General features: G+C 52.8%; 28 protein-coding genes. 8 read left to right on the plus strand and 20 right to left on the minus strand.

The window, feature by feature from the left end; translation table 11 throughout:
• The first annotated feature begins 102 nt into the window (after positions 1-102).
• Positions 103-792, plus strand: a complete 690-nt coding sequence (locus tag GC56T2_RS11870; protein WP_144975416.1) for a helix-turn-helix transcriptional regulator — start codon at positions 103-105, stop codon at positions 790-792.
• Positions 793-928: 136 nt separating this feature from the next.
• A complete protein-coding gene (locus GC56T2_RS11875; protein WP_033018986.1) occupies positions 929-1171 on the plus strand; it encodes a DUF2626 family protein in 243 nt (80 codons plus the stop codon).
• A gap of 314 nt (positions 1172-1485) precedes the next feature.
• Here GC56T2_RS11875 and GC56T2_RS11880 read toward each other — a convergent pair whose 3' ends face one another.
• The gene (locus GC56T2_RS11880) at positions 1486-2613 is read right to left on the minus strand and encodes a class I SAM-dependent methyltransferase (RefSeq protein ID WP_144975418.1); all 1128 of its coding nucleotides are present in this window, start codon (positions 2611-2613) and stop codon (positions 1486-1488) included.
• Between the two features lie 317 nt (positions 2614-2930).
• Positions 2931-3563 carry an MBL fold metallo-hydrolase gene (locus GC56T2_RS11885; protein ID WP_144975420.1) on the minus strand — a complete coding sequence of 211 codons (633 nt, stop codon included), beginning with the start codon at positions 3561-3563 and terminating at the stop codon, positions 2931-2933.
• Positions 3564-3801: 238 nt separating this feature from the next.
• On the opposite strand from GC56T2_RS11885, the gene GC56T2_RS11895 reads away from it, so the two are divergent.
• Complete coding sequence (locus tag GC56T2_RS11895) at positions 3802-3978, plus strand: DUF2759 domain-containing protein (RefSeq protein WP_144975424.1); 177 nt, start codon at positions 3802-3804, stop codon at positions 3976-3978.
• Between the two features lie 35 nt (positions 3979-4013).
• On the opposite strand, the gene GC56T2_RS11900 is transcribed toward GC56T2_RS11895, so the two are convergent.
• The 4 genes from GC56T2_RS11900 to GC56T2_RS11915 form a co-directional block, all read right to left on the minus strand.
• The gene (locus GC56T2_RS11900) at positions 4014-5177 is read right to left on the minus strand and encodes a M14 family metallopeptidase (protein ID WP_144975426.1); all 1164 of its coding nucleotides are present in this window, start codon (positions 5175-5177) and stop codon (positions 4014-4016) included.
• Positions 5178-5274: 97 nt separating this feature from the next.
• On the minus strand, positions 5275-6228 hold the full coding sequence (locus tag GC56T2_RS11905; RefSeq protein ID WP_144975428.1) for an ROK family glucokinase: 954 nt from the start codon (positions 6226-6228) through the stop codon (positions 5275-5277).
• A 7-nt stretch (positions 6229-6235) separates the two neighbouring features.
• Positions 6236-6448, minus strand: coding sequence for a YqgQ family protein (locus tag GC56T2_RS11910; RefSeq protein WP_033018979.1), 213 nt, complete (start codon positions 6446-6448; stop codon positions 6236-6238).
• A gap of 97 nt (positions 6449-6545) precedes the next feature.
• Positions 6546-8009, minus strand: a complete 1464-nt coding sequence (locus GC56T2_RS11915; protein ID WP_144975430.1) for a spore germination protein — start codon at positions 8007-8009, stop codon at positions 6546-6548.
• Positions 8010-8136: 127 nt separating this feature from the next.
• On the opposite strand from GC56T2_RS11915, the gene GC56T2_RS11920 reads away from it, so the two are divergent.
• Positions 8137-9006, plus strand: coding sequence for a hypothetical protein (locus GC56T2_RS11920; RefSeq protein WP_172706115.1), 870 nt, complete (start codon positions 8137-8139; stop codon positions 9004-9006).
• Here the strand turns inward: GC56T2_RS11920 and GC56T2_RS11925 are convergent.
• From GC56T2_RS11925 to rpmG, 5 genes are all read right to left on the minus strand, one after another.
• Positions 9003-10163: a rhomboid family intramembrane serine protease gene (locus GC56T2_RS11925; protein ID WP_144977308.1), complete on the minus strand. Its 1161-nt coding sequence runs from the start codon at positions 10161-10163 to the stop codon at positions 9003-9005. The two genes, GC56T2_RS11920 and GC56T2_RS11925, sit on opposite strands and share 4 nt — an antisense overlap.
• 8 nt (positions 10164-10171) lie before the next feature.
• Entirely contained in the window at positions 10172-10300 is a 129-nt protein-coding gene (locus GC56T2_RS18165; RefSeq protein ID WP_255516079.1) for a hypothetical protein, read from the minus strand.
• Between the two features lie 126 nt (positions 10301-10426).
• Entirely contained in the window at positions 10427-10606 is a 180-nt protein-coding gene (locus GC56T2_RS11935) for a hypothetical protein (RefSeq protein WP_144975432.1), read from the minus strand.
• Between the two features lie 151 nt (positions 10607-10757).
• The gene (locus GC56T2_RS11940; protein ID WP_144975434.1) at positions 10758-11327 is read right to left on the minus strand and encodes a 5-formyltetrahydrofolate cyclo-ligase; all 570 of its coding nucleotides are present in this window, start codon (positions 11325-11327) and stop codon (positions 10758-10760) included.
• Between the two features lie 48 nt (positions 11328-11375).
• Positions 11376-11525, minus strand: a complete 150-nt coding sequence (rpmG, locus tag GC56T2_RS11945) for a 50S ribosomal protein L33 (protein ID WP_008879868.1) — start codon at positions 11523-11525, stop codon at positions 11376-11378.
• Positions 11526-11677: 152 nt separating this feature from the next.
• On the opposite strand from rpmG, the gene GC56T2_RS11950 reads away from it, so the two are divergent.
• Positions 11678-12028 carry a sigma factor-like helix-turn-helix DNA-binding protein gene (locus GC56T2_RS11950; protein ID WP_144975436.1) on the plus strand — a complete coding sequence of 117 codons (351 nt, stop codon included), beginning with the start codon at positions 11678-11680 and terminating at the stop codon, positions 12026-12028.
• Positions 12025-12462 carry an MltG/YceG/YrrL family protein gene (locus GC56T2_RS11955; RefSeq protein WP_144975438.1) on the plus strand — a complete coding sequence of 146 codons (438 nt, stop codon included), beginning with the start codon at positions 12025-12027 and terminating at the stop codon, positions 12460-12462. The genes GC56T2_RS11950 and GC56T2_RS11955 overlap by 4 nt, the downstream gene beginning before the upstream one ends.
• A gap of 53 nt (positions 12463-12515) precedes the next feature.
• Here the strand turns inward: GC56T2_RS11955 and phoU are convergent, their stop codons facing one another.
• The 8 genes from phoU to sodA all read right to left on the minus strand — a co-directional run bounded on the left by phoU (position 12516) and on the right by sodA (position 21514).
• Positions 12516-13169, minus strand: a complete 654-nt coding sequence (gene phoU, locus GC56T2_RS11960) for a phosphate signaling complex protein PhoU (RefSeq protein WP_144975440.1) — start codon at positions 13167-13169, stop codon at positions 12516-12518.
• 24 nt (positions 13170-13193) lie between these two features.
• Entirely contained in the window at positions 13194-14027 is an 834-nt protein-coding gene (pstB, locus tag GC56T2_RS11965; protein WP_144975442.1) for a phosphate ABC transporter ATP-binding protein PstB, read from the minus strand.
• 38 nt (positions 14028-14065) lie between these two features.
• Positions 14066-14947, minus strand: a complete 882-nt coding sequence (gene pstA / locus GC56T2_RS11970) for a phosphate ABC transporter permease PstA (RefSeq protein WP_144975444.1) — start codon at positions 14945-14947, stop codon at positions 14066-14068.
• A gap of 5 nt (positions 14948-14952) precedes the next feature.
• Positions 14953-15906: a phosphate ABC transporter permease subunit PstC gene (gene pstC / locus GC56T2_RS11975; protein ID WP_144975447.1), complete on the minus strand. Its 954-nt coding sequence runs from the start codon at positions 15904-15906 to the stop codon at positions 14953-14955.
• 85 nt (positions 15907-15991) lie between these two features.
• Positions 15992-16957: a PstS family phosphate ABC transporter substrate-binding protein gene (locus GC56T2_RS11980; RefSeq protein ID WP_144975449.1), complete on the minus strand. Its 966-nt coding sequence runs from the start codon at positions 16955-16957 to the stop codon at positions 15992-15994.
• Positions 16958-17254: 297 nt separating this feature from the next.
• Positions 17255-19348, minus strand: a complete 2094-nt coding sequence (locus GC56T2_RS11985) for a peptidoglycan D,D-transpeptidase FtsI family protein (protein ID WP_144975451.1) — start codon at positions 19346-19348, stop codon at positions 17255-17257.
• Between the two features lie 78 nt (positions 19349-19426).
• Complete coding sequence (locus tag GC56T2_RS11990) at positions 19427-20719, minus strand: MFS transporter (RefSeq protein ID WP_144975453.1); 1293 nt, start codon at positions 20717-20719, stop codon at positions 19427-19429.
• Between the two features lie 180 nt (positions 20720-20899).
• Complete coding sequence (gene sodA / locus GC56T2_RS11995) at positions 20900-21514, minus strand: superoxide dismutase SodA (protein WP_033018968.1); 615 nt, start codon at positions 21512-21514, stop codon at positions 20900-20902.
• A gap of 187 nt (positions 21515-21701) precedes the next feature.
• Between sodA and GC56T2_RS12000 the strand changes: the two genes are divergently transcribed.
• Positions 21702-22478, plus strand: coding sequence for a DUF1189 domain-containing protein (locus GC56T2_RS12000; RefSeq protein WP_144975455.1), 777 nt, complete (start codon positions 21702-21704; stop codon positions 22476-22478).
• Between the two features lie 27 nt (positions 22479-22505).
• Here the strand turns inward: GC56T2_RS12000 and GC56T2_RS12005 are convergent, their stop codons facing one another.
• Positions 22506-24179 (minus strand): methyl-accepting chemotaxis protein, encoded by a 1674-nt coding sequence (locus GC56T2_RS12005; protein WP_172706116.1) that lies wholly within the window; start codon positions 24177-24179, stop codon positions 22506-22508.
• Positions 24180-24315: 136 nt separating this feature from the next.
• Here GC56T2_RS12005 and GC56T2_RS12010 point away from each other — a divergent pair, with 136 nt between their 5' ends.
• Positions 24316-24627, plus strand: coding sequence for a LysM peptidoglycan-binding domain-containing protein (locus tag GC56T2_RS12010; RefSeq protein WP_144975459.1), 312 nt, complete (start codon positions 24316-24318; stop codon positions 24625-24627).
• Positions 24628-24699: the final 72 nt, after the last annotated feature.

Consider the following 24699-nt stretch of genomic DNA (forward strand, 5'->3'; position numbering starts at 1 on the left):
ACATTTCCTTGGCCAGCTCCAAACCGTGACAAAAATCATTTTGCGCCTTGGATCATTTCATTATCATAACTGTATCAATGCTTTATTTAGGAGGGATCGCCGTTGGAACCAACGCTGAAAATGACAAGCGTGCTCTCTGACCCGACGAGGTTTCATATTTACGAATATATGGCCACCATCCGGCGCGACGTCTCGGTGCAAGAAATCGCCGATCAATTTCGCATTCATCCAAACGTCGCTCGTCTTCACTTAACAAAACTGGAAGATGTGAACCTCGTCGTCTCAAACACGCAAAAAACGGGAAAAGGTGGACGGCCCAGCCGATGGTATCGGCTGTCGGATGAAGTGATCAGCTTATGTTTTCCGTTCCGCGATTATCAGCTCCTCGCCCACATCGCCGTTCAAACGCTGGTCGGGCTTGGGCCAAGCGGACAGAAAGTTCTGCGGGAAGCAGGAAAGGAGTTCGGACGCGAGTACATCGCCAACCGCGTAGCGCATAGCGACACTATCGCGGCGCTCCGTTCGGAAGAAAAGATTCGCCTTCTGACAGAAGCGGCCGGATTTCTCCCTCGAGCCCGCCGTGAAGTCAAGGACACAGCCATGTCTTTCGAATTTTGCAACTGCCCGTTCAAAGAAATCGCCGAAAAACAACCAGAGACGGTTTGCGGCATGCACCACGCCTTTCTTGAGGGAATGGCTGAGGCGCTGTTTGCCGATGCCCGCCTCATTGAAACGGAAAACATGATGAAAGGTAGCCGCTGCTGCTGTTATCGCCTCACCATCCGCCCGTAGCAGCCTGCTTCGTTCCACCCGCGCCGGGCGGCGAACAGCAATTTTTGCGCCGGCGCCGGAACGCGTTATTTACATTCCGAATCATTGTACATTATAATAAGTAAGGTGGGATTGTCTAGCAAAGGAGGGAAACCGAATGGACCGCATGTTCCGCGTGCTTGCCTTTTGGACCGGCATTTTCGCCGTCATGTTTTACCTTGGCCACATGCATACGACCTCGCTTCTGTTTTTTGGCCAAACGATATTTTTCTTGTTCCTCGGCTTTTTAAAACTGACCGAGAGAATGTACATTTACATTTTCGGCGCGTATTTGACGATTTTCTTCGCCGCGTTTACGTATTGGACGACCTTTATGATGGTGCCCGGCATGGGCGAATAAAAACGCGACAGGCGATGTGAGCGGAATCCCTCTGCTAGCGGACAGAAACAGGAAAGCGACTGAATCTGTCCGCTACCACGGGGATTTTTTACTGAAAAAATACCGCTGTGCTTTCCGGGGACGAGGAAAACGATGATGAAAAAACCGCTGAAATGGCTGAGGACATAAAAGCGCCTTTACAAAGGCGCCATTGGAGAAGAACGAGTTAGGCAAGAATCGGCTTCTATAGAAGTTGCAATAAAGAAGTTCCGATTTTTCGTTTGATAGCGATCGATCCAGCCCCCGTTCTGCCGATCCGCCTCCCCATGCTCTTGTCAAGCGAGAAACTCCGGAGCCGCCCAAAGTTCTGAGCTGGGCAGCTTGATGCCTTTCTGCATCATGAGCACATCGAAAAAGCGGCTGATTCCGTCATCGGCGATCAACGAGCGCATGACCCGATGCCGCCGAGTCGATGACGAAAACAACTCGGCCCCTTCCGAACGGTCCCATTCGTCCAACAACCCGACCGCTACTAAAAACCGATCTTGGCGGACGAACGCCACTTCTTCCCAACCGGCCTTCCGAGCGTATAAGCGGAGCGCATCCCAATGCACGTGGGACGTCAAATCCATCTCCCCGGGACGGCGGAGCGGATCGGGGACCAACCGGTGCCGAACATAACCGCGCAAGCTCCCTCCCCGCCGGGCCGGAGCACGAAGCTGTTCATCCGTCCATCCGTAATCGATGGCCACCATGGCCGCGCGGCGAAAGCGCGGGCCGACTTCCGCCCAAAACTGTTTCAACGCGAGCGGCACTTCAAAGCGCTGGCCTTCAGCCAAGGAGAAGCCGCGCTCCTGCAAGTCCTCGATGATCGCCGCATCACCGAGCGGCACCGTTTCCTCAACAAGTCGACCGCCGCGGGCGGCGACGAAACACTCGTACAAAACCCCGTTTCGCTTTTCAATGACCCGGACAGGAAACGCATCGAAAAACTCATTGCAAAACACGATGCCGGAAAACGGCCCACACGCATCGAGCCAGCCGGCCATATCGCGGTATTGCCGCACGCGGTCCGAAAGCGGCTGCAACGTTTCCTGCTGTCGCCGGCGATGGAACGGGCTTCGGTCGATGATCGTGTACGAAAGGTCTTTGTATGTAGCTGGACTTTTTCGTTTCCATGCTTGCAAAATGGCCAAGGCCAACCGCCCATCGCCTCCCCCCCATTCACAAACGGCTGGCGGCAGCCCCCCTTTCTCGACAAGCCGCAGCAAAAACGAAGCGATCGCCTCCCCGAACACGCACGCAAACGAGCTGTTCGTCAAAAAATCGCCCTCCCTGCCGATTTTCGTCCGCTCGCGCATGTAGTAGCCAAACCGTTCGTCATAAAGAGCCAACTCCATATAATCCGCATACGAAACGCGCCCATGAGGCGCCGCTTCAATTTCCTTATACAGCTCATTCATTTCCTTTTCCTTCCTTTTTGGTTGCTGTTTTCCCTATTGACATCGTAAAAACAATAGTATATCGTTTATAGTAGCAGCTTATTGATATCCCCTCCCATAATTTTGGGTAGAACATCCCCCAAAAACCCTTCTTGGCGCAGCCGGGAAGGGTTTTTTGTCTTGACGGGCAAGGCGGCCGCTAGTTTCCACTGACGGTCGCCTCTTTCCACCGCCAGCCCCGAACGAATGGGGGGAGGGAAGCACGCCGGCAGCCGGCGGCAACGCGCCGACGAACACGCTCCCGCTTTCCCGCGAGCCGGGAGAATCGCCGGATGCGGTCATGAAAAACCGTGCAAAAACGGATTCGTATCCATTTCCGCGCCAATCGTCGTCTCAGGCCCGTGCCCGGACAAAACGACCGTCTCCTCCGGCAGCGTCAGCAATTGATCATGGATGCTTTTGAGCAGCTGATGATGATCGCCGCCCGGCAAATCGGTGCGACCAATGCTCCCGGCAAACAGCGCATCGCCGGAAAAGACGATTTGCGCCGCCGGGCAATAGTACGAAACACTGCCTGGCGAATGGCCGGGCGTTTCGCGGACGTCAAAGGCAAACGGACCGATCGTTAGCGTCAGCGGCCCTTGCAAGCTGATCGGCGCGCAGCGGACCGCGATCGAGCTCCCGAAATAAAGGGAGCCGTTCAACGCTGGATCGGGCAGCCATTCCGTTTCATTTTTGTGCACATAGACGGGAATCTCCCAACGAGCGAGCACGTCCGGGATGCCGCCGATATGGTCAAAATGGGCATGCGTCAGCAAAACCGCCAGCGGAGTGAGCTGTCTTGCTTCGATGTGCCGAACGAGCGCCGCCCCTTCCGCCCCCGGATCCACAATGACGCACGAACCGTCTTCCGCCGTCAAAAGATACGCATTCGCCTGAATCGGGCCGACAGGAATGCGCGTCCACTTCATCGTCGTCCCCTCCTCGTTTCGCATGAGTGAATGTCCAATTTCAATGATGGTTCACCTTGTTGAGCCATCGAGCTTGATTGGAGCGATGGTATGCATGTTTTAGCTTTATTTTACTGGTTTTTTCCGCCCAAGCAAAGGAAAAAATAAAGGGGAATGGACTCGACAAACGAAGGAAAAAAGGCTACAATAATGGAGAAGAAAAGCGTTTGTACATACTGTGCCATAAGGGGGGAAACAGATGGGTACGGTCATTATTTTCGCGCTTGTAACGCTGCTCGCCCTCTATGGAGTGTTTCGCACGCTGCGCGAGAAAAACGTGCTCGGATTTTTACTCGGTCTTGCCACCGTTTCCGTATTCGGTTGGTTTACCATTATGACTATTTTGCATCACGGCATTCCAACCAGCACACACTAAAAAACGCAAGAGGCCCGGATCGCCTCTTGCGTTTTTTATGCCATGTGAAGCAGCGCGCCAAACAGCCCGAGGCTGTCGCGGTAAATCTCGTCAAATTGCGACAGCGGCAGCGGGTTGGTCCCCTCGCCGAGTTCCACCGTATAGCCGCGCCGCCGCCGCGTTTGAATGAACCAGTCGCGATAACCGGCATGGCTGTCAATGTAGCGAACCGCTTGATAGCCGCTCGCGGCCGCCATCTCCTTCACGGTCGCTTCCGCTTCCGGCGGCTCGAGCCCTTCATATCCCCAGTAAATTTCTTTCCCTTGGGTATGAAACGCCACCACCATCCAAAAATCTTCTGCTTCCGTCAGCGCCGCCATCGCTTTCGCTTCCGGCTCGGTCAGCGGGGCAAACCCGGGAAAATCGCGAGGCGCCGGCGCTTTTGGCAGTTTGCGCGCCTGCTCAATTTCCCAGTTGGCGGGAAATTGGTTATTTAAATCGACGCCGCGGATATTCGCTTTCCATTGCGAAAAATCCAACGTCCCCCCGTTGATGCGGACGGTCTCACTCCGATGCGGTTCCTCGGCCGGCGGACCGTTCAAGACGAGGTTGACCCCGTCCGGGTTGACCATCGGCACGACCGAAAGCGTGATCTTATGATAATAGTCAAGCGCGCGGCGGCCGGCAAGCTCACCATCGTGAACAAGCGCCCGCACGTACTCATCGATCAGCGCCATCACCACCGCGGATGTAATCCATTCATTGGCGTGAAATGATCCGTTTACATGCACGCGCACCGGACCGCGGCCGATCTGCAGCTCCACCAACGGCAACCCCAATACACTATGGCCGATCGTTCGCCGGCGCACAAACGGATAATGGCCAACGAGCGCGTCGATATCTTCGGTCAAGGCGGCAAAATCGTAGGGACGGATGCACTGGACGACCCGGGTCGATATTCGCTCCGGCAGCGGCGCTGCCCCATTGATGACCGCCATCGCTCCCGGCAGCCGTTGCAGCGCCTCAACAGGCAGCGACAAGCAGCGGGCGAGCGCGTCCCACTTCTCCATTGTCCGATAGCCCGGGATTTCGATCGTCTGCCCTGGCTGAAGCCCCTGCTTCTTGATGTGCGGATTGGCGTCAACGATCAGCTCGGTCGGCACCGAAAACCAGCGGCCGTATTGCTCAAATGTGTCGCCATACCATGCTTGCAGGCGCATGCCCCGTCTCCCCTTCCGACTCCTTTATTTCCAGCATATGTCGGTGGGAGCCAAAAAATGAAAACAACAGCCGGCCATGAGCCAGCTGTTGCCATGTTTACCCCTCAATAAGCGTTTTCGCCAGCCAAGCGCCGCCAATGACGCCGGCGTCATTGCCGAGCGTCGCCAAAACGACCTCCGCTCCGGCGGCGACGCGCGGGAAAGCAAATCGGCGAAAGTGGTGGGCCACGCGCTCAACGAGAATGTCACCCGCCCGCGAAACGCCGCCGCCGATCACGATTTTCTGCGGGTTGACGACGTCAGCCGCGTTCGCCAACGCCAAGCCAAGGTAGCGCGTCACTTCGTCAACGACCTCGACGGCGAGCGGATCACCCGCTTTGGCGGCATCAAACACCGCCTTGGCCGAGATATCTCCGCCGTGCAGGACGCTTGGCCGCTCGGCAACGGCCAATTTTTCGCTGGCGATTCGCACGATGCCCGTCGCCGATGCGATCGTTTCCAGACAACCGGTTTTGCCGCAATTGCAAGGCGCGCCGCCCTCCGGAATCATCGTCATGTGACCGATCTCTCCACCGGCGCCGTTCGTCCCGCGCACGATGGCCCCGTTGGCGATGACGCCGCCGCCGACACCGGTTCCCAGTGTCACAAATAACAAATGGCGGGCGCCGCCGCCGGCTCCTTTCCACATTTCCCCAAGCGCAGCGATGTTGGCGTCGTTATCGACCGCCACCGGCAAGCCAGTCGCCGCTTCGAGCTCTTGTTTTAACGGATAATTCGTCCATCCTAAGTTGACCGTTTCATACAGCATTCCGCTTTTCTCTTCCACCGGTCCGGGCGCGCCGATGCCGATGGCCAAAAGCTGTCCATTCCCACCGCCGGCTTGATCCTGTCTCTCGCGAAGCGAACGGACGATATCGGCGACGATGTGGGCGCCGCGCTCCGCCTTGTTCGTCGGAATTTCCCACTTGTGCACAATGTCGCCGTCCAGCGTGACGAACGCCATTTTGATGGTCGTGCCGCCAAGGTCAATGCCTGCCAACCATTGTTCCATTGTTGCCTCATCCTTTTTTCATTCGTTTTTCCCGCTCCAGCTGCGCTTCATGCCGCAAAACGAACAGCGCGGCCTGCAGTTGTTTGACATCGATCAGCTGCGATTCGTACAGCTCTTTCACTTCCTCTTCCATCAGCTCTAAATCGGCGAGTCGATCGCCGACATAAATGATCGTGCCAAACTGTTTCAGGAGCTGTTGTACGTCATACACCGTTTTCATCGCTCGTTCGACTCCTTTTTCCCCCTTTTAATGTAGCGGCAAACATCGGCCGCCGTCAAGACAAAAAAGGACGCAGGCGCTGTTCAAAACGCCTGCGTCACCGGTCGGGATCGCGCGGGTGAAGAATGGCCGGCCGCCGGTTTTTCAGCGGCATCGGCGAGCGAATGAGCACATCGCGCATCGCCCGATAGGAAAAGGGGATGAACGGCCATAAATAAGGAATGCCAAACGATGACATCCGCGCCAAAGCGATGATCCACACCGTCATTCCGAACACATAGCCGAACAAGCCGAACAAGCCGGCCAAAAGGAGCAAAGCGATGCGGACGAGCCGGTTCGCTAAACTCAGCTCATAGCTTGGCGTCGCAAACGTGCCGATGGCAGCGACCGAAAAATACAAAATCACCTCATTGGAAAAGAGGCCCACTTCTACAGCGATGCCGCCGATCATGAGGGCGGCGACGAGGCCAAGCGCAGTCGCCAGTGAAGAAGGAGTATGAATGGCGGCCATCCGCAGCATATCCATCCCGATCTCAATCATAAGAAGCTGGGCAAAAAGCGGGATGTCGCCTAATTTCGCCTTGCCTAAAAACTGCAGCGGCTCCGGCAGCAGCCCCGGCTCGGTCATGAACAAATACCAAAGCGGCAGCAAAAACACCGATGCCCAGACAGCCAAAAAGCGGACAAGCCGCAAATACGCGCCGACGATCGGCTTGTTCCGGTATTCCTCGGCGTGCTGCAAATGATGCCAAAAAGTCGCTGGCGTGATCATCACGCTTGGCGATCCATCCACGATCACGAGCACATGCCCTTCGTACAAATGAGCCGCTGCTGTATCCGGGCGCTCGGTATAGCGGATGACCGGGTACGGATTCCAATGCCGGCCGGAAATGAATTCCTCGACCGTTTTTTCCGCCATCACCAGCCCGTCCGTGTCAATGGCAGCGATGGCCTGCTTGACACGGCGCACAAGTTGTGGATCAGCGATTTCTTCAATATAGCAAATGCAGATGTCCGTTTTGGAACGCCGCGCGGCCTGAACGTATTCCATGCGCAGCGACGGGTCGCGGACGCGGCGGCGGATGAGCGCCGTATTAAAGACGATCGTTTCGACAAATCCGTCGCGCGCCCCGCGCACGACCCGTTCGGTATCCGGCTCTTGCGGCCCGCGCACCGGATAGGTGCGGGCATCGATCAACAGAACACGTTCAACGCCATCGACGACCAACGCTGTCGGTCCAGCCAACACCGCCGCAACCGCTTCTTCCAAGTCGTCGGTTTGCCCGATTTCGACATACGGCAGATGTCGCTTCAGCAGCTTTTCGAGCGGGCAGGCGTCAAACTCATGCTCCTCAAGGCGGGACAAATATTTCATTATGTAATGCAAAATGTCGTCTTTCACAAATCCGTCGATCATAAAAAACGCCATAGCCCGGCCGCCGTATTCGACGTCAAGGCGAATGACATCAAAACTTTTTCCGACCCCCAGCCGTTCGGCCAAATACGTTGCATTGTCATCGAGACGGCGGGAAGCCGGCCGTTTCGGCATCGGTTTGTCCATCGTCATCCCCCTGTGCGGATCGCTTGCGATTTATTCCCATCATAGACAAGGACAAGGAATTTCATACATAAATGTGCTGATTCATGCATATATTGGTGGAAATCTTGTCCGATTTCAGGAGGAGGCCATGAACAGACGGACGACGATCGCCATGGCGCTTGTGATCTTGATCGGGGCTGCCGCTTTCCTCTCTTCCGTGTGGGAGAGAAGCCGCACGGCGGAGACGATCAAATTTTTCCCGCTCGACCGTGAAGCCGTGTTCACTGAAGCGAAAACTTCTTTGACGCTCAACGAAAAAAAACAGAGCGGCCGCTATGCGCTGCGCTGGGCAACAATGTCCATTCTCAACCGCCCGGCCTATTTGCGGCAGGACGTTTCCTTGTTGTTTGTCGACGGCCGCCTAGCGGATGTATTGTCAAAGTGGCAAACGGATACCGCGGCGCTCGACATGGAAAAAACGGTGCGGACGCAGGACAGCCGGCTGTTCCAAGCCGTCTCGTTCCACCACGCCGAGCTCCATAAAAACAGCGACATCACAAGCAGCCAAGCCATGTCAAGCTCCTACTTGTATGTCATCGATTCACCGTACCGCCCGCTCACCTCGTTCCGGCGGCCCAAAACAGCGGCTGAACGCGAGTGGCAACGCGTCTTAAACAAGGCAGTGAACGAGTTTTTGCGTCACAAAGCGGACGAGTTGCTCACCCATTTTTCCTTGGCGAAGGACGACTATTACGCCCTTTATTTGCCGGAACTGGTCGCCTACACGGAGCAGCCGCTTCCCGGCCTGCCGCCTTCGAAAACGGAGGCGATGATCGGCCGGCTATGGGAAGGGCTGTACAAATCGTACATTCTCGGCATAAAAAAAGAGGATGGTTCCATCCTCTCACCGCTCGGCAGCACGATGCCGCTCATTTTGATCCGCAAAGATTACCGGCAAATTCTCATCCTGTTCGAGGCGCAAAACGGCGATAAAATTATGCTCATCCAAGCGGCTTAACGAAACCCGACCCATAAGCCAGCCGCGGCCAACAGCACGGCGGCAGCCAACGCTCGAAACTGCCGCCCCCAAGCGGCGTGTTTCGGCAAATGGACAGCGCCAGCCGCCAAAAAACCGCCGATGAGCCCGCCGATATGGCCAGCGTTGTCGATGCCGGGGACAAGCAAGCCAAAGAGCAAGTTGATGACAATTAAGCTGACGACGTTCATTCCCATCGTCCGGAAAAACAAATGCCGATACACCGTGCCAAAATAAAGAAGCGCTCCAAACAGCCCAAAAATGGCGCCAGACGCCCCAGCGGACAACGACGGCGTAAACAAAAAACTGGCCAGCGTGCCAAAAAAGCCGGCTGTGATATAAATGACTAAAAAGCGAAGCGAACCATACAACCGTTCGACTGTCATCCCTAAATAGTACAAGGCAAACGTATTGGTCAACAAATGCAACAATCCAATATGCAAAACCATCGGCGTCAAAAATCGCCACCATTCTCCCGTCTCAATGAGCGGGTTGAACTTGGCGCCGTAGTGAATCAATACATCCGGATTCGTGCTGCCCCCGCTCCATTCGAGAACGAGAAACATGGCGACTTGCACGATGATCAGCAGCTTCGTGAACACCGGCTTGCCATAGTCAAAGAGGCGCCGCTCTTCCTCCCGCTGGCGGCGCCATTCCGTCAGCACCTCATGTTTGAGACGTTCGGCGACGGCAAACGGATCAGCTTCTTCAGCAAGCGGTTCCGGGCGAAGCGAAACGCCGACGAGATCGCCAAGGCGCAGCAGCATCTCATCTGCGTTGCCGCTATGAATCAAAAACGTTTCAAACCGACCATCGGCAGCGCCGGGAAGCGGCAACGGCTTGGAAACAAGAAATTCCCAATCATCCACCGGCGGGTACGCCATCACATATACATTGACGACGCGGCCCCCTTTGCCGATTTTCCGCCCGTTCATTTGCCGGATCAATTGCCATGTGTATTCGATATCGAGCCGCAGTGACCGGCTCCAGTCAAAATCGGCACGCACGAGGCGGACAAGCGTCGGCCGCCGCCAATGCCCCGATTCGAGCCATATTTCATCGCCGCGTTCAGACAGCTGCGCGATGCGGTAGCCATCATGAAGCAAAAGATGAACGAGCTGCCAAAACAATACATCCATCGTTCCGATCACGTTCCCCTCTCCCTTTCTCCGACGAGGCCAAGCCCATTGAGCAGCAGGGCGGCCAGCTCGCCGACCGTGCGGCAAACCGGGACAGACGAGCCGGCGGGAGCCGGTTGCCGGGACCGAAAATACACAACCTCCCAGCCGGCGCCAAGCGCGCCCTCTACATCCAGCTTCCACGAGTCGCGGACATATACCCGCTGCTCGGATGGCCGCTGATTTCTACCATAATGAAAAATCGTTTCCGTTTCATCGCTGCCTCACGGGCGCAGCATTTGTGACACAACCGCCCTACGCACCGTTGGAATCTGAAGCGCCCAACGAACCACCTGCTTTCGCAGCGGCGGAATGCCGAGCGCCCAATTGACCATCCGATAGCGGTAACGGTAAGCAAGCCACCCAGCGGCAACGGCCAGCAGCGAGTACGACCATTTGTGCATTGTTGTTCCCCCTTCATCATATGAACTGTTCGTTATTCTTTTTCCCTTTTTCTCTCGAATTATGAAACACCCCTAGCAGCGCACGAGCACAAACGTGGCGGCGAGCACCGCGCCGGCGGCTACAGCCGTCACTAACGCATACCACCGGCCTTCATTGCCCACACGACATAACTCCTTGTTCAGTAATGATCGCCTTCACCGGCACATCATGCGCTTCAACCGGAATACGGTCCAAAATTTGAAACGAATAAGCCAACGCCGCGGTCACCGCCGCCACCCCCGGCAAATACCGGTCGTAATACCCGCCCCCATAACCGATCCGGTAGCCGGTTTTCGTGAAACATACCCCCGGAACGAGGATGAGGTCAAGCTCATCGCGGTCGATCGCTGCTGTTTGTTCTTCGATCGGCTCGAGCAATCCAGCATACGCCTTCTCGAGCTGAGCAAACGACGCAATGCGCCGGAACGTCATCGTTTCTGTCAGCGGGTCGCATTTTGGCACGGCAACCGTTTTCCCTTCCTGCCATGCCCGCTCGATGATCGGCGCCGTGGCCACTTCCGTTCCTCTAGCTACGGTCAAAGCCAACGTCCGCGCCCGCTGCCATGGCGGCCACTCGTACAAATAGGTGGCAATCCGCCGGTCATAAGCCCGTTTTTCCTCGAGCGGAAGCTGCCGAAGCCGGCCGAGCATCAAGCGGCGCAAGTGCTGCTTATCGATCATCGCTTTCCCTCCTAACAGAAAAAGCAGCAGGAATGATCTTCCCACTGCTTACTTCGTTTCACGGTGCAACGTTACTTTGCGATCCCGCGGGCAATATTTTTTCAGTTCCAGACGCTCTGGATTGTTGCGTTTATTTTTGGACGAAATGTAATTGCGTTCGCCGCATTCGGTGCATGCCAATGTAATGTTCACGCGCATCTTTTTTCCCTCCAAACGTGCTTTATATATAATCAGACCTTTCTATGATAGCATTTTTCCGCGACGATTTCCACCTCTAAATTTCATCTTTTTCAACAAGACCGGCCACAAATAAAGAGCGATATGATATAGTGAAAAGGGAGGGATGGACGATGGTAGAATACACAATCGTCGCTTTGGCGGCCTTATCCATGGTTTTGCTCATCATTTCGGTTTTTGCCAAAGACGAATTAAAACCGCTCGAAGAACAAATCGACCAGCTGACCGTTTCACTCGCCCAAGAAACGTACCAAATCAAAAAGCGGCTGCAAGTCATCGAGGAAGAGCTGCTCATCCCCGAGCGCCGGCGTCCGGCTTCGCCCCGCCGCGGCGGGGCGCTGTCGCCGACCGATCGCCGTATTTTGCTTTTGCATAAACAAGGGTTTCCGCTCGAAGACATCGCCGCACAAACCGGCTTAACCGTTTCCGAGGTAGAGCGGGCGGTAAGGAGGCTGCAGCGATGAGAAAGCGAACGATGCGCTCGTTTGCCCTTGGCTTGCTCGCCTCGGCATCGCTCATCGGTGCCGCCTACTATTTGTCGCCCCGAACGCCGCCCACAGAGCAGGAAGTCAAGGCGTTTCTCAAGCAGCATGGGCTGATCGCCATCGCCAAAGACGAGTATGACCAGCTGCGGCGCACCGGGCGAAAAGTGGCAGCCACTCCAACGCCGAAGCCATCAGGGCAAACCGTTTATGTGTACCGCCTCGTCATTGAGAAAGGCGACACCCCGGAGTCTTTTGCCAAAGAGCTTGAAGCGGCGGGCGTCATTGACAGCGCCCGCTCGTTTAACGACTATTTGCAACAACGGGGACTGGCGCGCTCGATCCGCCCCGGCACCTACACCGTGCGCAGCGATATGGATTATGCGGCGATCAGCCGCTTGATTGCCGGACCATAATCAACCAAACCAAAAAGGAGGCGTCCTAACAGGCCGCCTCCTTCGTTATCTTCTCAGTCATTGAAGTCGTAATGTTTCCCTTTGACAAGGTAAACGAGATGTTCGGCAATATTGGTCGCATGATCCGCCGTCCGCTCAATATACCGGGCGACGAGGGTAAGCACGTTCATTTGCGCCAACGTCTCTTTGTCCGTTTTCTCGACCTCAAGCAACGATTTCATCATTTCCCCGTACTGCTCATCGACGCGATGGTCCATATCGGCAATTTGTGCTGCCAACGACACATCTTCCCGATCGTAAGCGGCAATCGCCGTCGAGACCATATCGGTAGCTAACCGATGCATCAACACGAGCGGTCGGATATCCATGACAAACGGGTGGCTGCCGATGCGGATGCACGCCTTAGCGATATTAACGGCAAAATCGGCGATCCGCTCGATATCGCTCGCGATTTTGATCGCGGCGATGATACGGCGCAAATCGGTCGCCACTGGCTGCTGTTTCGCAATGAGCCATAACGCGAAATCATTGACTTCTTCCTCGAGTTTATCGATCGAGCCATCCCCGTCAATGACAGTCATCGCCAAATTTTTGTTTTGTGTTTGAAACGCTTCAATCGCCTGTTGGAGCGCAACTTCTGTTAATCGCCCCATTTCGATCAACTTGTTATGCAACGAGCGTAACTCATCGGCAAACGCTTCACGCATCCCCTGCTCGCCTCCCTTTGTTTTTTATCCGAAACGACCGGTAATGTAATCTTCTGTGCGCCGATCGGTAGGATTTGAAAACAACTTGCTCGTCTCTGCGTATTCAATCACTTCTCCGTTTAAGAAAAACGCTGTTTTGTCCGAGATGCGCGCCGCCTGCTGCATGTTATGGGTCACAATAATGATGCTATATTGTTTTTTCAATTCTTGAATGAGCTCTTCAATTTTCAACGTCGAAATCGGGTCGAGCGCCGAGGTCGGCTCATCCATTAAGATGACATCTGGTTCAATGGCCAAACAGCGGGCAATGCACAAGCGCTGTTGCTGCCCCCCAGATAAGCCGTAAGCATGATCGTGAAGCCGGTCTTTCACCTCATCCCAAAGCGCCGCCCCACGCAAACTTTTTTCGACAATTTCGTCGAGCACTTTTTTATTGCGGATGCCATGAATGCGAGGACCGTAAGCAATATTGTCGTAAATCGACTTCGGAAACGGATTCGGCTTTTGGAAGACCATCCCCACTTGTGTGCGCAGCTGCTCAACCGGGTAGGACGGGTCAAAAATGTTGCGCCCGCGGTAGGCGAGCTGGCCGGCAATACGGACATTCGGCACGAGTTCGACCATTCGGTTCAACGTTTTAATATAAGTCGATTTTCCGCATCCCGACGGCCCGATAATCGCTGTCACTTCATTTTCGTAAATCGTTAAATGAATATGTTTTAACGCATGGTGCTCCCCGTACCATAAGTTTAAATCATTTGTTTCATACACAACGCCTTTCGCCACACCGTCCTCAGCTGCCAGCGACGACTTAGCAGCCACTGTCGACGTTGCCTCTTTTGTTTTGATTGCCATCATCTGATCGGTCTCCTTTCGCTCATTGTCCGGTCATACACTTAAAATCGTTTTTGAAATTTATTGCGAATCAACACGGCGACTGAATTCATCACAACTAAAAAGACGAGCAGGACGACAATTCCTGCGGCCGCCACATGTTGAAACTCCTCCTGCGGCCGTCCCGTCCAGTTATAAATTTGCAGCGGCATAACAGTAAACGTATCGAGCACATCGCTCGGCAAGTAGGCGATAAACGTTGGAATGCCGAGCACCACGAGCGGAGCGGTCTCTCCGACGGCGCGGGAGAGCGCCAAGATCGCCCCCGTCAGCATCCCCGGCAGCGCCGCCGGCAGCACAACCCGGCAAACCGTTTGCCATTTCGTCGCCCCCATGGCATACGACGCTTCCCGCAACTGCTGAGGAACGGCACGAATCGCTTCTTGGGCTGCGACGACGATCACCGGAAGAACGAGCAAGCTCATGGTCAATCCAGCTGCAAGCACGCTGCGCCCGAGCCCGAGCTCACGAACGAAAATCGTCAACCCGAGCAAACCAAACACGATCGACGGTACACCGGCCAGATTGGAAATATTCGTTTGAATAAAAGCGGTGAAACGGTTTTTGCGCGCGTATTCTTCCAAATAAATGGCCGTCCCGACCCCCAAAATAAACGAAACCGGTGCAACGATTGCCATCAGCCAGAGGGAACCGATCAATCCGGATTTGATCCCGGCTTCTTCCGGTCGGCGCGAAGGAAAACTGTTTAAAAAGTCGCCATCCAACCAGCCGATCGCCTGCATAATAACACGGGATAACAACAGCATAAGAACAATCAGTCCAAAAACGGTCGCGAAAAAGAACAAGGCTTGCAGGATGGTGTTTCGCGCCAGCCTTCCTTTCATTCGTTTCCAAACGAACGGTTTGTCTATTTTGTTTTCCATCGTTTTTAATACTCCTCCCTAAACCGGCGGGAAATGTATTGCGCCAAAATATTCATAAGCAATGTAAAAACAAACAGCGTCATCCCAACCGCATAGATGCTGTAGTAAATCGTCGTCCCGTAACCGGCATCGCCCGTTGTCACTTGGACGATATAAGCAGTTAATGTTTGGATCGATTTCGTCACATCAAATGTAAATTCCGGTGATGATCCGCCAGCTACCGCCACGATCATCGTTTCGCCAACCGCCCGGGAAATGCCTAAAATAAATGAGGCGATCACTCCAGAAGCGGCGGCGGGAAGCACGACCTTAAGCGCCACTTCAAGTTTTGTAGCGCCAAGAGCAAGAGCGCCTTCGCGAATCGAGTTCGGCACCGCGCTCATCGCGTCTTCTGACAGCGAGGCGATCATCGGAATGATCATAATTCCCATCACAAGCCCCGGGCTGAGCGCATTAAAAATTTCTAAATCGGGAATGACCTTTTGCAACAACGGCGTCACAATCGTCAACGCAAAAAACCCGTAAACGATCGTTGGAATGCCGGCAAGCACTTCGAGCGCCGGCTTGATGATTCGGCGCGTCCGCTCTGACGCATATTCGCTCAAATAAATGGCTGAAGCGAGTCCAATTGGAACAGCCACAAGCATAGCGATACCGGTCGTCAACAGCGTGCCGGTCACAAGCGGAGCGACTCCGAACGAGCCATGTTCCTCGTTCCACGGAAGCCACTCTTTGCTCGTGACAAACTCGACAATCGATACACGGCGGAAAAATTCGATCGTCTCAAAAAGAAGAGTAAACAAAATGCCGAGCGTTACGAGCACGGAGAGCGCTGCCAATGTAAAAAGAAACTTCGGCGCGAGCTTCTCCATTTTTTTTGACCAATGTTGCCGCGTTTGGTTTTCGGCAATCATCTCCCGCACCGACAACTGCTGTTCTTTCTTCGTTGGAATCCCCATAAAACGAAAACTCCTTTCCGACATATTCCAGCCGCAGTCACAAGTCTAGGCCGACGGACATCCGTTGTCGCCGGCCTATCGAAACTTATTTCAATCCTTTCAACGTTTCAAGCTGTTCTTTATACTTTTCCTCCGGCAGGCGGACGTAACCGACTTCTTCCGCCAAGTCCCCTACTGTTTCCAGCAAGAATTCCATGTAGTCATACACTTGCGGTTTTTCTTTCAGCGATTTGACGTTCACATACGTAAACAGCGGACGCGAAAGCGGAGTGTATTTTCCTGTTTCAATCGTCTCGTTCGTCGGCTCGACCGGACCGTTGCCGCCATCGATCGGAACCACTTTCAACTTATCTTTATTTTCCAAGTAATAGGCATAACCGAAGTAGCCGATCGCGTATTGATCTCCTTCAACCCCGCGAACGAGAATATTGTCATCTTCGGCAAGTTGAGCCGTTTTGACCAGTTCTTTTCCTTCCAAAATCACTTCATCAAAGTAGTCATACGTCCCGGAATCATGGCCAGGAGAGAAAAACTTAATTTCCTTATCCGGCCATCCTGGGCGGATGTCGGACCATTTTTTCACCGTACCGTCTTCCGTCCACATTTTTTTCAACTCGTCCACCGTTAAGTAATCAACCCAGTCGTTTTCTTTGTTGACAACGACAGAAAGACCGTCATAAGCGAGTTGAAATTCTTGGAATTCAATGTCGTTAGCAGCGGCGGCTTGTTTCTCTTCCTCTTTAATCGGTCGGGAAGCGTTCGAAAAATCCGTTTCCCCTTTCGTGAACTTTTCAAATCCACCGCCCGTTCCCGACATACCGACGGACACTTTCACGTTCGGTTGTTCAGCCATGTATTCTTCAGCGGCTGCCTCCGCAATCGGATAGACAGTCGAAGAGCCATCCATGATCACTTCGCCTGACAGTTCGTTCGCTGCGGACTCACCGTTGGCGTCATTTTTTCCTGCTCCGTTTCCTCCGCCACAGGCAGCAGCGATTACCATCACCCCGCTGAGCACCCCGGATAACATGAGCCGTTTCCACTTGTTCATCGTTTTTCCCCCTACCCATTTCGTTTTCTCCTACATGTCCTATCATAAGTGACGGCTATTAAAGAGGTTTGAACGGAATGTTAAGATTGTGTAAACATTCCGACCGCGTTACTGTCCGGCTCGGACAAATGGTACCTAATTAAATCTTTATCTTTTGTATGAAAAATAGGAATGAAATTGACCGCACGCACAAGTTAAATAGCGAATTGGATGTATTTATTATTCGCTTATTCACCTTTGTTTTATTCAATAAAAAGGCTGATTCGACAGGAAAACCGCCTGTCGAATCAGCCCAGTTTATTGTTGCTCATTTGTTTCTGAAGCCGCCTTCTCTCCATTGGCTCTCTTTACTTTCAATTCAAAATACGCATCTAAAATGCGGCGGCCGATGCGGTTGTTAATGCCATCACTTTCCCCTTGTGTCGCCCACGGGACGACAACCGCAAACGATACTTCTGGATTGTTATACGGCGCATAGCCGACGAGCGTCAAATTGTACGTCGAAGCGTTGCGCCGGCTTTTGATCGGTCCGTCATAAAACGCTTCGGCCGTCCCGGTTTTGCCAGCCGGCTTGTACGGGGCGTTGGCGAAATACGGGTACGCCGTCCCCCCTGGCTCTTGCATGACGCGGCGGAATCCTTCCTGCACCCGCTTGATGTAGTCTGTCTTCATATCAATCCGGTTTAACACAACCGGTTCGAATGGTTTGATGACTCGACCAAGCTCTGTTCCGTCAACGGACGGATCGCGGATTTCTTTGACCAAAAGCGGCTTCATCCGGTAGCCACCGTTAGCGATCGTCGAAACGTATTGCGCCAGCTGCATCGGCGTATACATATCGTACTGGCCGATCGCCAAGTCAAGCAGAAATCCTGGCAGCTTGCTTTGCCCTTGAAAACCGCCCAATTCGTTCGGCAAGTCGATGCCGGTTTTCACGCCCAATCCGAATTGGCTGAAATAATGGCGCATTGTCGTAAACGCGGCCGGATTGATGTCAAGCGGCTGATGCGGACGATACACGCCGCCGCCGATGGCGATCGCCGTTTTAAACATATAGACGTTCGACGATTGTTTCAGAGCGGTCAGCTCGTTGATCGTCCCCATCGTTTTCCATGATTTTTTTTCTAGATCTTTGATATAAAGCGGCTCATCCTTAATATACGTATTCGGATGGAGCACGCCCGTTTGAAAGCCGGTGAGAACGGTCGCGCCTTTTACCGCCGACCCCATCGCGTAAGCTGATGTGATGTTGCCGATGGCAAAGTCGACAAATTTGCCGTCTTGGAGAAACTTGCCGGCCATCGCCAACACTTCGCCCGTTTTGGGATTCATCATGACGACGAACGCCCGATCCAAGAGCGGGGAGCGGCCTTTGCGCTTCGTGGCCAAAATCTCCTGCTCAATAATTTGCTCGACTTGTTGCTGCAGCTCGGCATCAATCGTCAACACGAGGTCTTTGCCGGGCTCGCCCGGATACAATTCCTCAACGGAAACGACGTTGCCCGATTTGTCGACGACGTTTTTCATTTTGGCTTTTTTGCCGTGCAGCACTTCCTCATACTGCATTTCTAAGTAGCTTTTGCCGACGCGGTCATTGCGGCTGTAATCGCGCGCCAAAAAATAGTCAAGCCGCTCGCGCGGGACGCCCTCATCTTCTTCCGTCACGCTCCCGAGCACGGAGCGGAACGTGTTGCCATAGACGTATTTCCGATCCCAATCCACCGTCGTATTGACGCCGGGCAGCTCGCTTAAATGCTCGCTGACGACCGCGTATTCGCGGTCAGTCACTCCTTTGCTTTTCACTGTCTGCGGCGTCAGCGCATAGCCGCTTTCCATCTCACGCTTAATGGCAATCACTTCAAGCTCTGCCGGCGAAATTTGCGCCAAGTCCTTCTCTGTAATGCGGTCGAGGGTCCATTCATATACTTTTTTGTCAATTTCTTTTTGCGTCAAGCCTTGATCAGCGAGTGTTTTCCGCTCTTGTTCACTCACTTTCTTTTTCGCCTCGTCGGGGCGTGTTAAAATCCAATAATCTTTCATGTCGCGCTCGGTCACCTTTTTTTCGGCGTCCGGAACGTCGATATAGCGGGCGAGTTTTCTAGCCACCGCCAAAATTTCTTCCGGCTGGGTCGTTTTCGAGCGCGTGTACGTTATCGCCTTTTGTGGGGTATTGTCAACGATCACTTGGCCGAACCGGTCGTAAATTTTGCCGCGCGGCACCGGCGTGCTGACCACTTCATCCTGCGTTCGTTCCACTTCGCGGCGGTAGTCCTCCCCGTACACAATCTGCACGACGCCGAGGCGCAAAATCAGCGCCGAAAACAATAAAAAGACAAAGAAAAACAAAATGTTTAACCGAATCGGCACTTGCGCCCGCTTCTTCCGTTTCATTCCCCGGTCCTCCTTTCTCCTCTTCCCTATTGTAAAAGAAAAAGGCAGGCGTGGCTAGGGAAAAACATGGACAACGTTTTACACCGATGAGCCGCCGCGCTCATCGGCCAGCTTCGTCCGAAACAAGAGCGGCTCCGGCCGGCCCCGCTCCGGTTGGCCATCGGTGAAACGAATGCGGCGGACGAACCAATAAATTACGAGATGTCCAGCCCCGCATACGAACATAAGCGCACGAATTCCGTTCTTTTCGCCAAACAAAGCCACCGCCGTCAAAAAAGCTAAAATCGACACCACCCGTCCGGCGTTTAAAAACAGTTCACGGACGACGATATACTCCACGCGTGCCTCTGCCGATTTCCAGCTTCTCCCGATCACATCAAATGTTAACGACGAGTAGGGAACGAGCAAAATCGGATAAGCGATGGCGATTGTCACGGCGTAAATGATCAAACGGGGGTAAGACGGCTGAAAGACAATGAGAAAGATGGCCGCATAGAGCAACAGTCCGCCCAACAAAATGGCTTTCATCCGATATTCCTGCTTCATCAGCCGAGAAACGGCATAGTAGGCGACAAACGATGTAAAGGAATTGACAAGCCCGTACTTGCCGAGCGCCCATTCACTGTTTGAGGTGACATACACCAGCACGGAGATGACAAACACAAACGACCCTTCACGCAGCCCTTGAAAAAAATGGGCGTTTGTAATCAACCGCCAATTCTCATTTTGGGTTCGTTCCTTTACAATGCGAACAAACAAATATTTTCCCGCCGCTGTACGGCGCTTGAGAAAGAAGCTGAGCAGCACGGCGACAAGAAACAAGCCAAGCGACAGCGAAAAAACGAGCGTATACCCTTTTTGGCCGGCGAGCGATGAAATCACATAGCCGGCGACAATCGGTCCGATCATGCCGGCTGACGAGGTGAGCACTCCGAAAAAACCGTTAAAAAAGTCGCGCGTTTCCGGCTCCGTAATTTCAAACGTCAACACGTTAAACGCCAGCCAATAAAAGCCATAGCCAACCCCCAACAGCGCGCCGAGAACGAGCAAATATTGATGGGCTCGGGGACCGACGAACAACACTGTGACAAAAAAAACGGCCAAACACGACACCCCGAGCCGCAAAATGAGAATGCGGTCGATTTGTTTCGCCAGCCGGCCGGCGAATAGAAACGTCAGCGGCTGCATCGTGACGACCGCCAAATTATACAACGCCACGTCGCGAAAATCCCCGGTCTGTTTCCATAAATAAATGTTGACAAACGTGTTCGACAGCGAAACCGCGAGCGCATAAAATCCACCGATGCAAAGAAGCAGCAGCAAATCACGGTCGACCCGTTCTTGACCCAGCAATTTTTCGAACAATGACATCATAAAACTCCCCTTTTCGTCTATCCGGTAGTGTGACCATTTCCGCTGCCGCTATGCATCCGCAACAAAGAAAACGGCCGCCGGTTCCCGGGCTGTTCGCGCCCATTCGAAACCGGCGACCGCCGAGGGTCGTGCCAACCATGAAAAAGCGGGGCGTTTTGTTTCGCCCCGCTTCGTTGATTACTTCGCTTTTGCTTCGCTGTACCGTTTCGCCACTTCGTCCCAGTTGACGACGTTCCAGAAAGCGGCGATGTATTCCGGACGGCGGTTTTGGTATTTCAAGTAGTACGCATGCTCCCAAACGTCCAAGCCGAGAATCGGCGTTTTGCCTTCCATGATCGGCGAGTCTTGGTTCGGCGTGCTCGTAATTTCCAGCTCGCCGTTGTTCACAACAAGCCACGCCCAGCCCGAACCGAAACGGCCGGCCGCTGCTTTCGAAAACTCGTCTTTAAACGCGGCAAAGCTGCCGAATTTTTTGTTGATGGCTTCAGCCAGCTCACCCGTCGGCTCGCCGCCGCCGTTTGGCGACAAAATCGTCCAGAAGAGCGAGTGGTTCGCATGGCCGCCGCCGTTGTTGCGCACCGCGGTGCGGATGCTTTCCGGAAGGGCTTCCAAATTGCTGAGCAGTTCTTCGAGCGATTTGTTTTGCAAATCGGCGTGCCCTTCCAACGCCGCATTCAAGTTGGTGACGTAGGTGTTATGGTGCTTCGTGTGGTGAATGTTCATCGTTTCTTTGTCAATGTGCGGCTCAAGCGCATCGTACGGATACGGCAATGCTGGCAGTTCAAACGGCATACAATCTCCTCCTTTTGTTCGTATATGTAGTGCGGACGTAAAGCCGTCCGTGTAAATTAGCTTACCAAAATTGCCACAATGTTTCAATGAATTTGCCTGTCCGCCAATGAACAGGAAACGCTCATAGTTGAATTCGCTTGTTCTGACATATACAATGGAAATGGAGAAAAGGAAAGGTGTGGCCATGATGAATGTATTCGTCCAACTTTGGAAAAGTCTATATTCCCCTAAAGACATTGCCCGTTTTCGATTTCAAGGAATTGGGAAAACCATTGGCTACTTGTTTTTGCTGACGCTTTTATCCGTTCTTCCGACCTTTTATTATGCCTCAACGTCGCTAGCTGAGAGCATCCGCACGACAAGCGCTTTGCTGCGCAACGACCTCCCGCCCTTTTCGATTGAAAACGGCGAACTCCGCTCCGCAGCGACTGAACCGATTCATATTAACCAAGGTGGATTTACGATCATTTTTGACAGCACGGGGAAAGTGACGAGACGGGAGGTAGAACGGCTACCGAACGCCATCGCTTTGTTGAAAGGTGAGGCTGTCCTCGTCGTTGGCTATCAGGCGCAGCACTACAGCTATGCCACGTTTCCTGATGTGACCATCACGGACGAGGACGTGCGCGCGTTTATTGCCAGCTTGCAGTCGCTTCTCCCCGTTCTTATTCCGCTTTTTGGGCTTGTTTTATATGTGCTGGCTTGTGCAGGAAAATTCGTCAGCGTTTGCTTGCTCGCTTTTTTTGGCCTCCTGTTTGCCGGCATGTTAGACAAAAAGCTTCGCTACCGTCATACATGGATCATGTCGGCTTATGCAATTACGCTGTCAACGGTCTTTTTTGCTTTCATGGAAACAGTCCAAACGATCGTCCCGTACAGCACCTTTATCCATTGGTTCGTTTCGCTCGCCGTCCTGTTCTTAGCGGTCAAAGAAGTCCCTGCAGCCGCCCAGCGCAACGACTAGCCGCCAAGAGAGGTTGGGCGGCTTTTTTTATCCGCTCATTTCAAACCGTTCCACACGCTTCCTTAACGTTTGGCCGAGCTCAATGATTTCGAACCCGATCGCATGCATCGTTTTCATTTCCATTGTTTGCGCATGGGAAGAATATAGCATTTGTTCGGCGCTTGCCAGCGTTTGTTGGGCCGTTGATACAAACGAAACCGTCGCGTGTTCGATAGCAGGAATGGATTGGGCCAGCTCAACCATGCTTCCCTTCATTTTTTCAATATTCTCTGTAACAACAGCAATTTCGTTTAGCAGTTCATCAAGAGCGGTTTTCGATCGATAAGATGCCTGTATGTAGTCAGAAAAACGTCCTGAAACGTCAGTGCATTGCTTAGAAGCTTTTATAATAACTTCCGCCATCTCCGTCATTGTTTTGGCGACCGATTCAGCTGCTTTCCCGGACTGTTCCGCTAATGATCTCACTTCCTTGGCCACCACAGCAAACCCTTTTCCAGCCTCTCCTGCTCTCGCCGCCTCAATCGTTGCGTTTAAAGAAAGATATTTCGTTTGCTCGGCGATCTCACGAATCACTTGCACGACCGTAACAACCAATGATGAGTATTTCTCGACCTCTCTTACCGCTTCCGCCATTTTGGCAAACTCCTGTTCAAATGTCTGAACCAACTGAGTCATTTGTCTCGTTTGTCTCCCTCCCTCAAGAGCAGCTGTATTCATATAGTGCGAGCTTTCCTCGATCATTTTCATCTGTTCTCTGACTTGCATAATGTCTTCTTTCATTTGTTGAAAAAAAGCAATCGTTAAATCGGAGGAAGAAGCGGTTTCTTCAGCTCCCCGTTTGACAATTCCAATCGATTCCATCAATTTCTCGTTGCTTTGCATCGTTTTTTTAGACACTGTTTTTAATTGTTCCCCTTTATCCGCCAACTGTTCCGTTGTAACACATATGTGATACATCATCTCCCTCATGTTTTGAACCATCTGTTGAAAACTACCAACCAATGATTGAATTTCCCGCGTTCGGGAAACAATAAGCGGGCTAGGGCTCAAGTCGCCGCTCGCTACCCTTTTCATCGCTTCTTGGAGCCGGATGATCGGTGCTGTCAACGTGCGTACAAACGCGACAATCAGGAGTGAAGCAACGCATGCACCGATGAGTGTTGCCGTGAAAATGAAAACAGCCATTTGGTGGATGGCGTTCATGTATGAACTGGTAGGCACCACAATGACGTAAACTCCTTTTAACTCCTGTATAGTTCGATAAACAAGCGTATAATCATTCCCGTCTATAACTGTATAAGAAAGGCCGTTCTTTTCTTTTTTGATATGTTCGATGAGCGTTTCTGAAAACACAAGACGTGAACGCCGATTAATGTGAAACGGATGAACCTTGTCAGTAACGAGAAAAAATTCGGCCGGTATTCCGTCCTGCATCAGTTCTGCCTGTTGCTTGCGAACGCTTGTATTCACCCGTTCCATAAACCGCTCCCGGTCTCCTACGTACATAAACAAAAACTGCTGAGCCAATTCATACATCATATCGGTTTCTCGTTGAAGGCGGTGTTCAATTGCCACCATCGTTTCATGTTTAGCTTTGATATACGATATTACGCCGCCTATTCCGACTGTGGCAATCAAAATAGCGATAAACAGAATCATTAGCTGATTTTGCAGACTGATCTTTCCAAATGTCTTTCTCATGGTTGTCCCCCTCTCCATCCCCATTATGTCAATCCAATATTAAGAACGTATAAATAATTTGTTATGTTTTATGGAATTATTCGCATATTTTGGGCGGACAAGCATACATTTCATAAAAAACGCAATGAGGGGTACAATGAAAAAGTGGTTTTTGTTGCTCGTCGCCTTCCTTGTCGGCTATATCGCATACGAAGATTTAACTGTCGGAACGCTTCCGGGATCATCAAAGGCACCGGTTGTTCGAGAGAACACAGGCATGCCCTCCTATAAGGTCATCAAAATTAAAGCCGGCGACACACTGTTATCCATTGCCGAACGCGAACAGCAAGGGCCGCTTCCCGTTTCCATTGAGACATTGATTCGCGATTTTGAAAAACTAAATCCGAAAGCAAAAGCGGATGCTCTTCAAATTGGAAAAACATACAAAATTCCGGTGTACAAAAAATAACCGCGGCGAATTTCTTGTCAATGTCCGTCACTATTGATAAACTTAGTGCAGAAAAGCACTCGTTTTTAAAGG

The sequence above is a fragment of the Geobacillus sp. C56-T2 genome, from assembly GCF_007829715.1.
In the GTDB taxonomy this organism is placed as follows: domain Bacteria; phylum Bacillota; class Bacilli; order Bacillales; family Anoxybacillaceae; genus Geobacillus; species Geobacillus icigianus.

Excerpts from the sequence above, each read along its gene's own strand:
- GC56T2_RS11900 (WP_144975426.1), bottom strand. The coding sequence starts at position 5,177 with ATGCGCCTGCAAGCATGGTATGGCGACACATTTGAGCAATACGGCCGC.
- GC56T2_RS11895 (WP_144975424.1), top strand. The coding sequence starts at position 3,802 with ATGGGTACGGTCATTATTTTCGCGCTTGTAACGCTGCTCGCCCTCTAT.
- GC56T2_RS11920 (WP_172706115.1), top strand. The coding sequence starts at position 8,137 with ATGAACAGACGGACGACGATCGCCATGGCGCTTGTGATCTTGATCGGG.
- GC56T2_RS11990 (WP_144975453.1), bottom strand. The coding sequence starts at position 20,719 with ATGTCATTGTTCGAAAAATTGCTGGGTCAAGAACGGGTCGACCGTGAT.
- GC56T2_RS11935 (WP_144975432.1), bottom strand. The coding sequence starts at position 10,606 with ATGCACAAATGGTCGTACTCGCTGCTGGCCGTTGCCGCTGGGTGGCTT.
- GC56T2_RS11915 (WP_144975430.1), bottom strand. The coding sequence starts at position 8,009 with ATGGACAAACCGATGCCGAAACGGCCGGCTTCCCGCCGTCTCGATGAC.
- GC56T2_RS11940 (WP_144975434.1), bottom strand. The coding sequence starts at position 11,327 with ATGATCGATAAGCAGCACTTGCGCCGCTTGATGCTCGGCCGGCTTCGG.
- pstC (WP_144975447.1), bottom strand. The coding sequence starts at position 15,906 with ATGGGGATTCCAACGAAGAAAGAACAGCAGTTGTCGGTGCGGGAGATG.
- GC56T2_RS11910 (WP_033018979.1), bottom strand. The coding sequence starts at position 6,448 with ATGAAAACGGTGTATGACGTACAACAGCTCCTGAAACAGTTTGGCACG.
- GC56T2_RS11925 (WP_144977308.1), bottom strand. The coding sequence starts at position 10,163 with ATGGATGTATTGTTTTGGCAGCTCGTTCATCTTTTGCTTCATGATGGC.
- GC56T2_RS11950 (WP_144975436.1), top strand. The coding sequence starts at position 11,678 with ATGGTAGAATACACAATCGTCGCTTTGGCGGCCTTATCCATGGTTTTG.
- GC56T2_RS12010 (WP_144975459.1), top strand. The coding sequence starts at position 24,316 with ATGAAAAAGTGGTTTTTGTTGCTCGTCGCCTTCCTTGTCGGCTATATC.
- sodA (WP_033018968.1), bottom strand. The coding sequence starts at position 21,514 with ATGCCGTTTGAACTGCCAGCATTGCCGTATCCGTACGATGCGCTTGAG.
- phoU (WP_144975440.1), bottom strand. The coding sequence starts at position 13,169 with ATGCGTGAAGCGTTTGCCGATGAGTTACGCTCGTTGCATAACAAGTTG.
- GC56T2_RS11980 (WP_144975449.1), bottom strand. The coding sequence starts at position 16,957 with ATGAACAAGTGGAAACGGCTCATGTTATCCGGGGTGCTCAGCGGGGTG.
- GC56T2_RS11875 (WP_033018986.1), top strand. The coding sequence starts at position 929 with ATGGACCGCATGTTCCGCGTGCTTGCCTTTTGGACCGGCATTTTCGCC.
- rpmG (WP_008879868.1), bottom strand. The coding sequence starts at position 11,525 with ATGCGCGTGAACATTACATTGGCATGCACCGAATGCGGCGAACGCAAT.
- GC56T2_RS11905 (WP_144975428.1), bottom strand. The coding sequence starts at position 6,228 with ATGGAACAATGGTTGGCAGGCATTGACCTTGGCGGCACGACCATCAAA.
- GC56T2_RS12000 (WP_144975455.1), top strand. The coding sequence starts at position 21,702 with ATGAATGTATTCGTCCAACTTTGGAAAAGTCTATATTCCCCTAAAGAC.
- GC56T2_RS11985 (WP_144975451.1), bottom strand. The coding sequence starts at position 19,348 with ATGAAACGGAAGAAGCGGGCGCAAGTGCCGATTCGGTTAAACATTTTG.
- GC56T2_RS11880 (WP_144975418.1), bottom strand. The coding sequence starts at position 2,613 with ATGAATGAGCTGTATAAGGAAATTGAAGCGGCGCCTCATGGGCGCGTT.
- GC56T2_RS12005 (WP_172706116.1), bottom strand. The coding sequence starts at position 24,179 with ATGAGAAAGACATTTGGAAAGATCAGTCTGCAAAATCAGCTAATGATT.
- GC56T2_RS11885 (WP_144975420.1), bottom strand. The coding sequence starts at position 3,563 with ATGAAGTGGACGCGCATTCCTGTCGGCCCGATTCAGGCGAATGCGTAT.
- GC56T2_RS11955 (WP_144975438.1), top strand. The coding sequence starts at position 12,025 with ATGAGAAAGCGAACGATGCGCTCGTTTGCCCTTGGCTTGCTCGCCTCG.
- pstA (WP_144975444.1), bottom strand. The coding sequence starts at position 14,947 with ATGGAAAACAAAATAGACAAACCGTTCGTTTGGAAACGAATGAAAGGA.
- pstB (WP_144975442.1), bottom strand. The coding sequence starts at position 14,027 with ATGATGGCAATCAAAACAAAAGAGGCAACGTCGACAGTGGCTGCTAAG.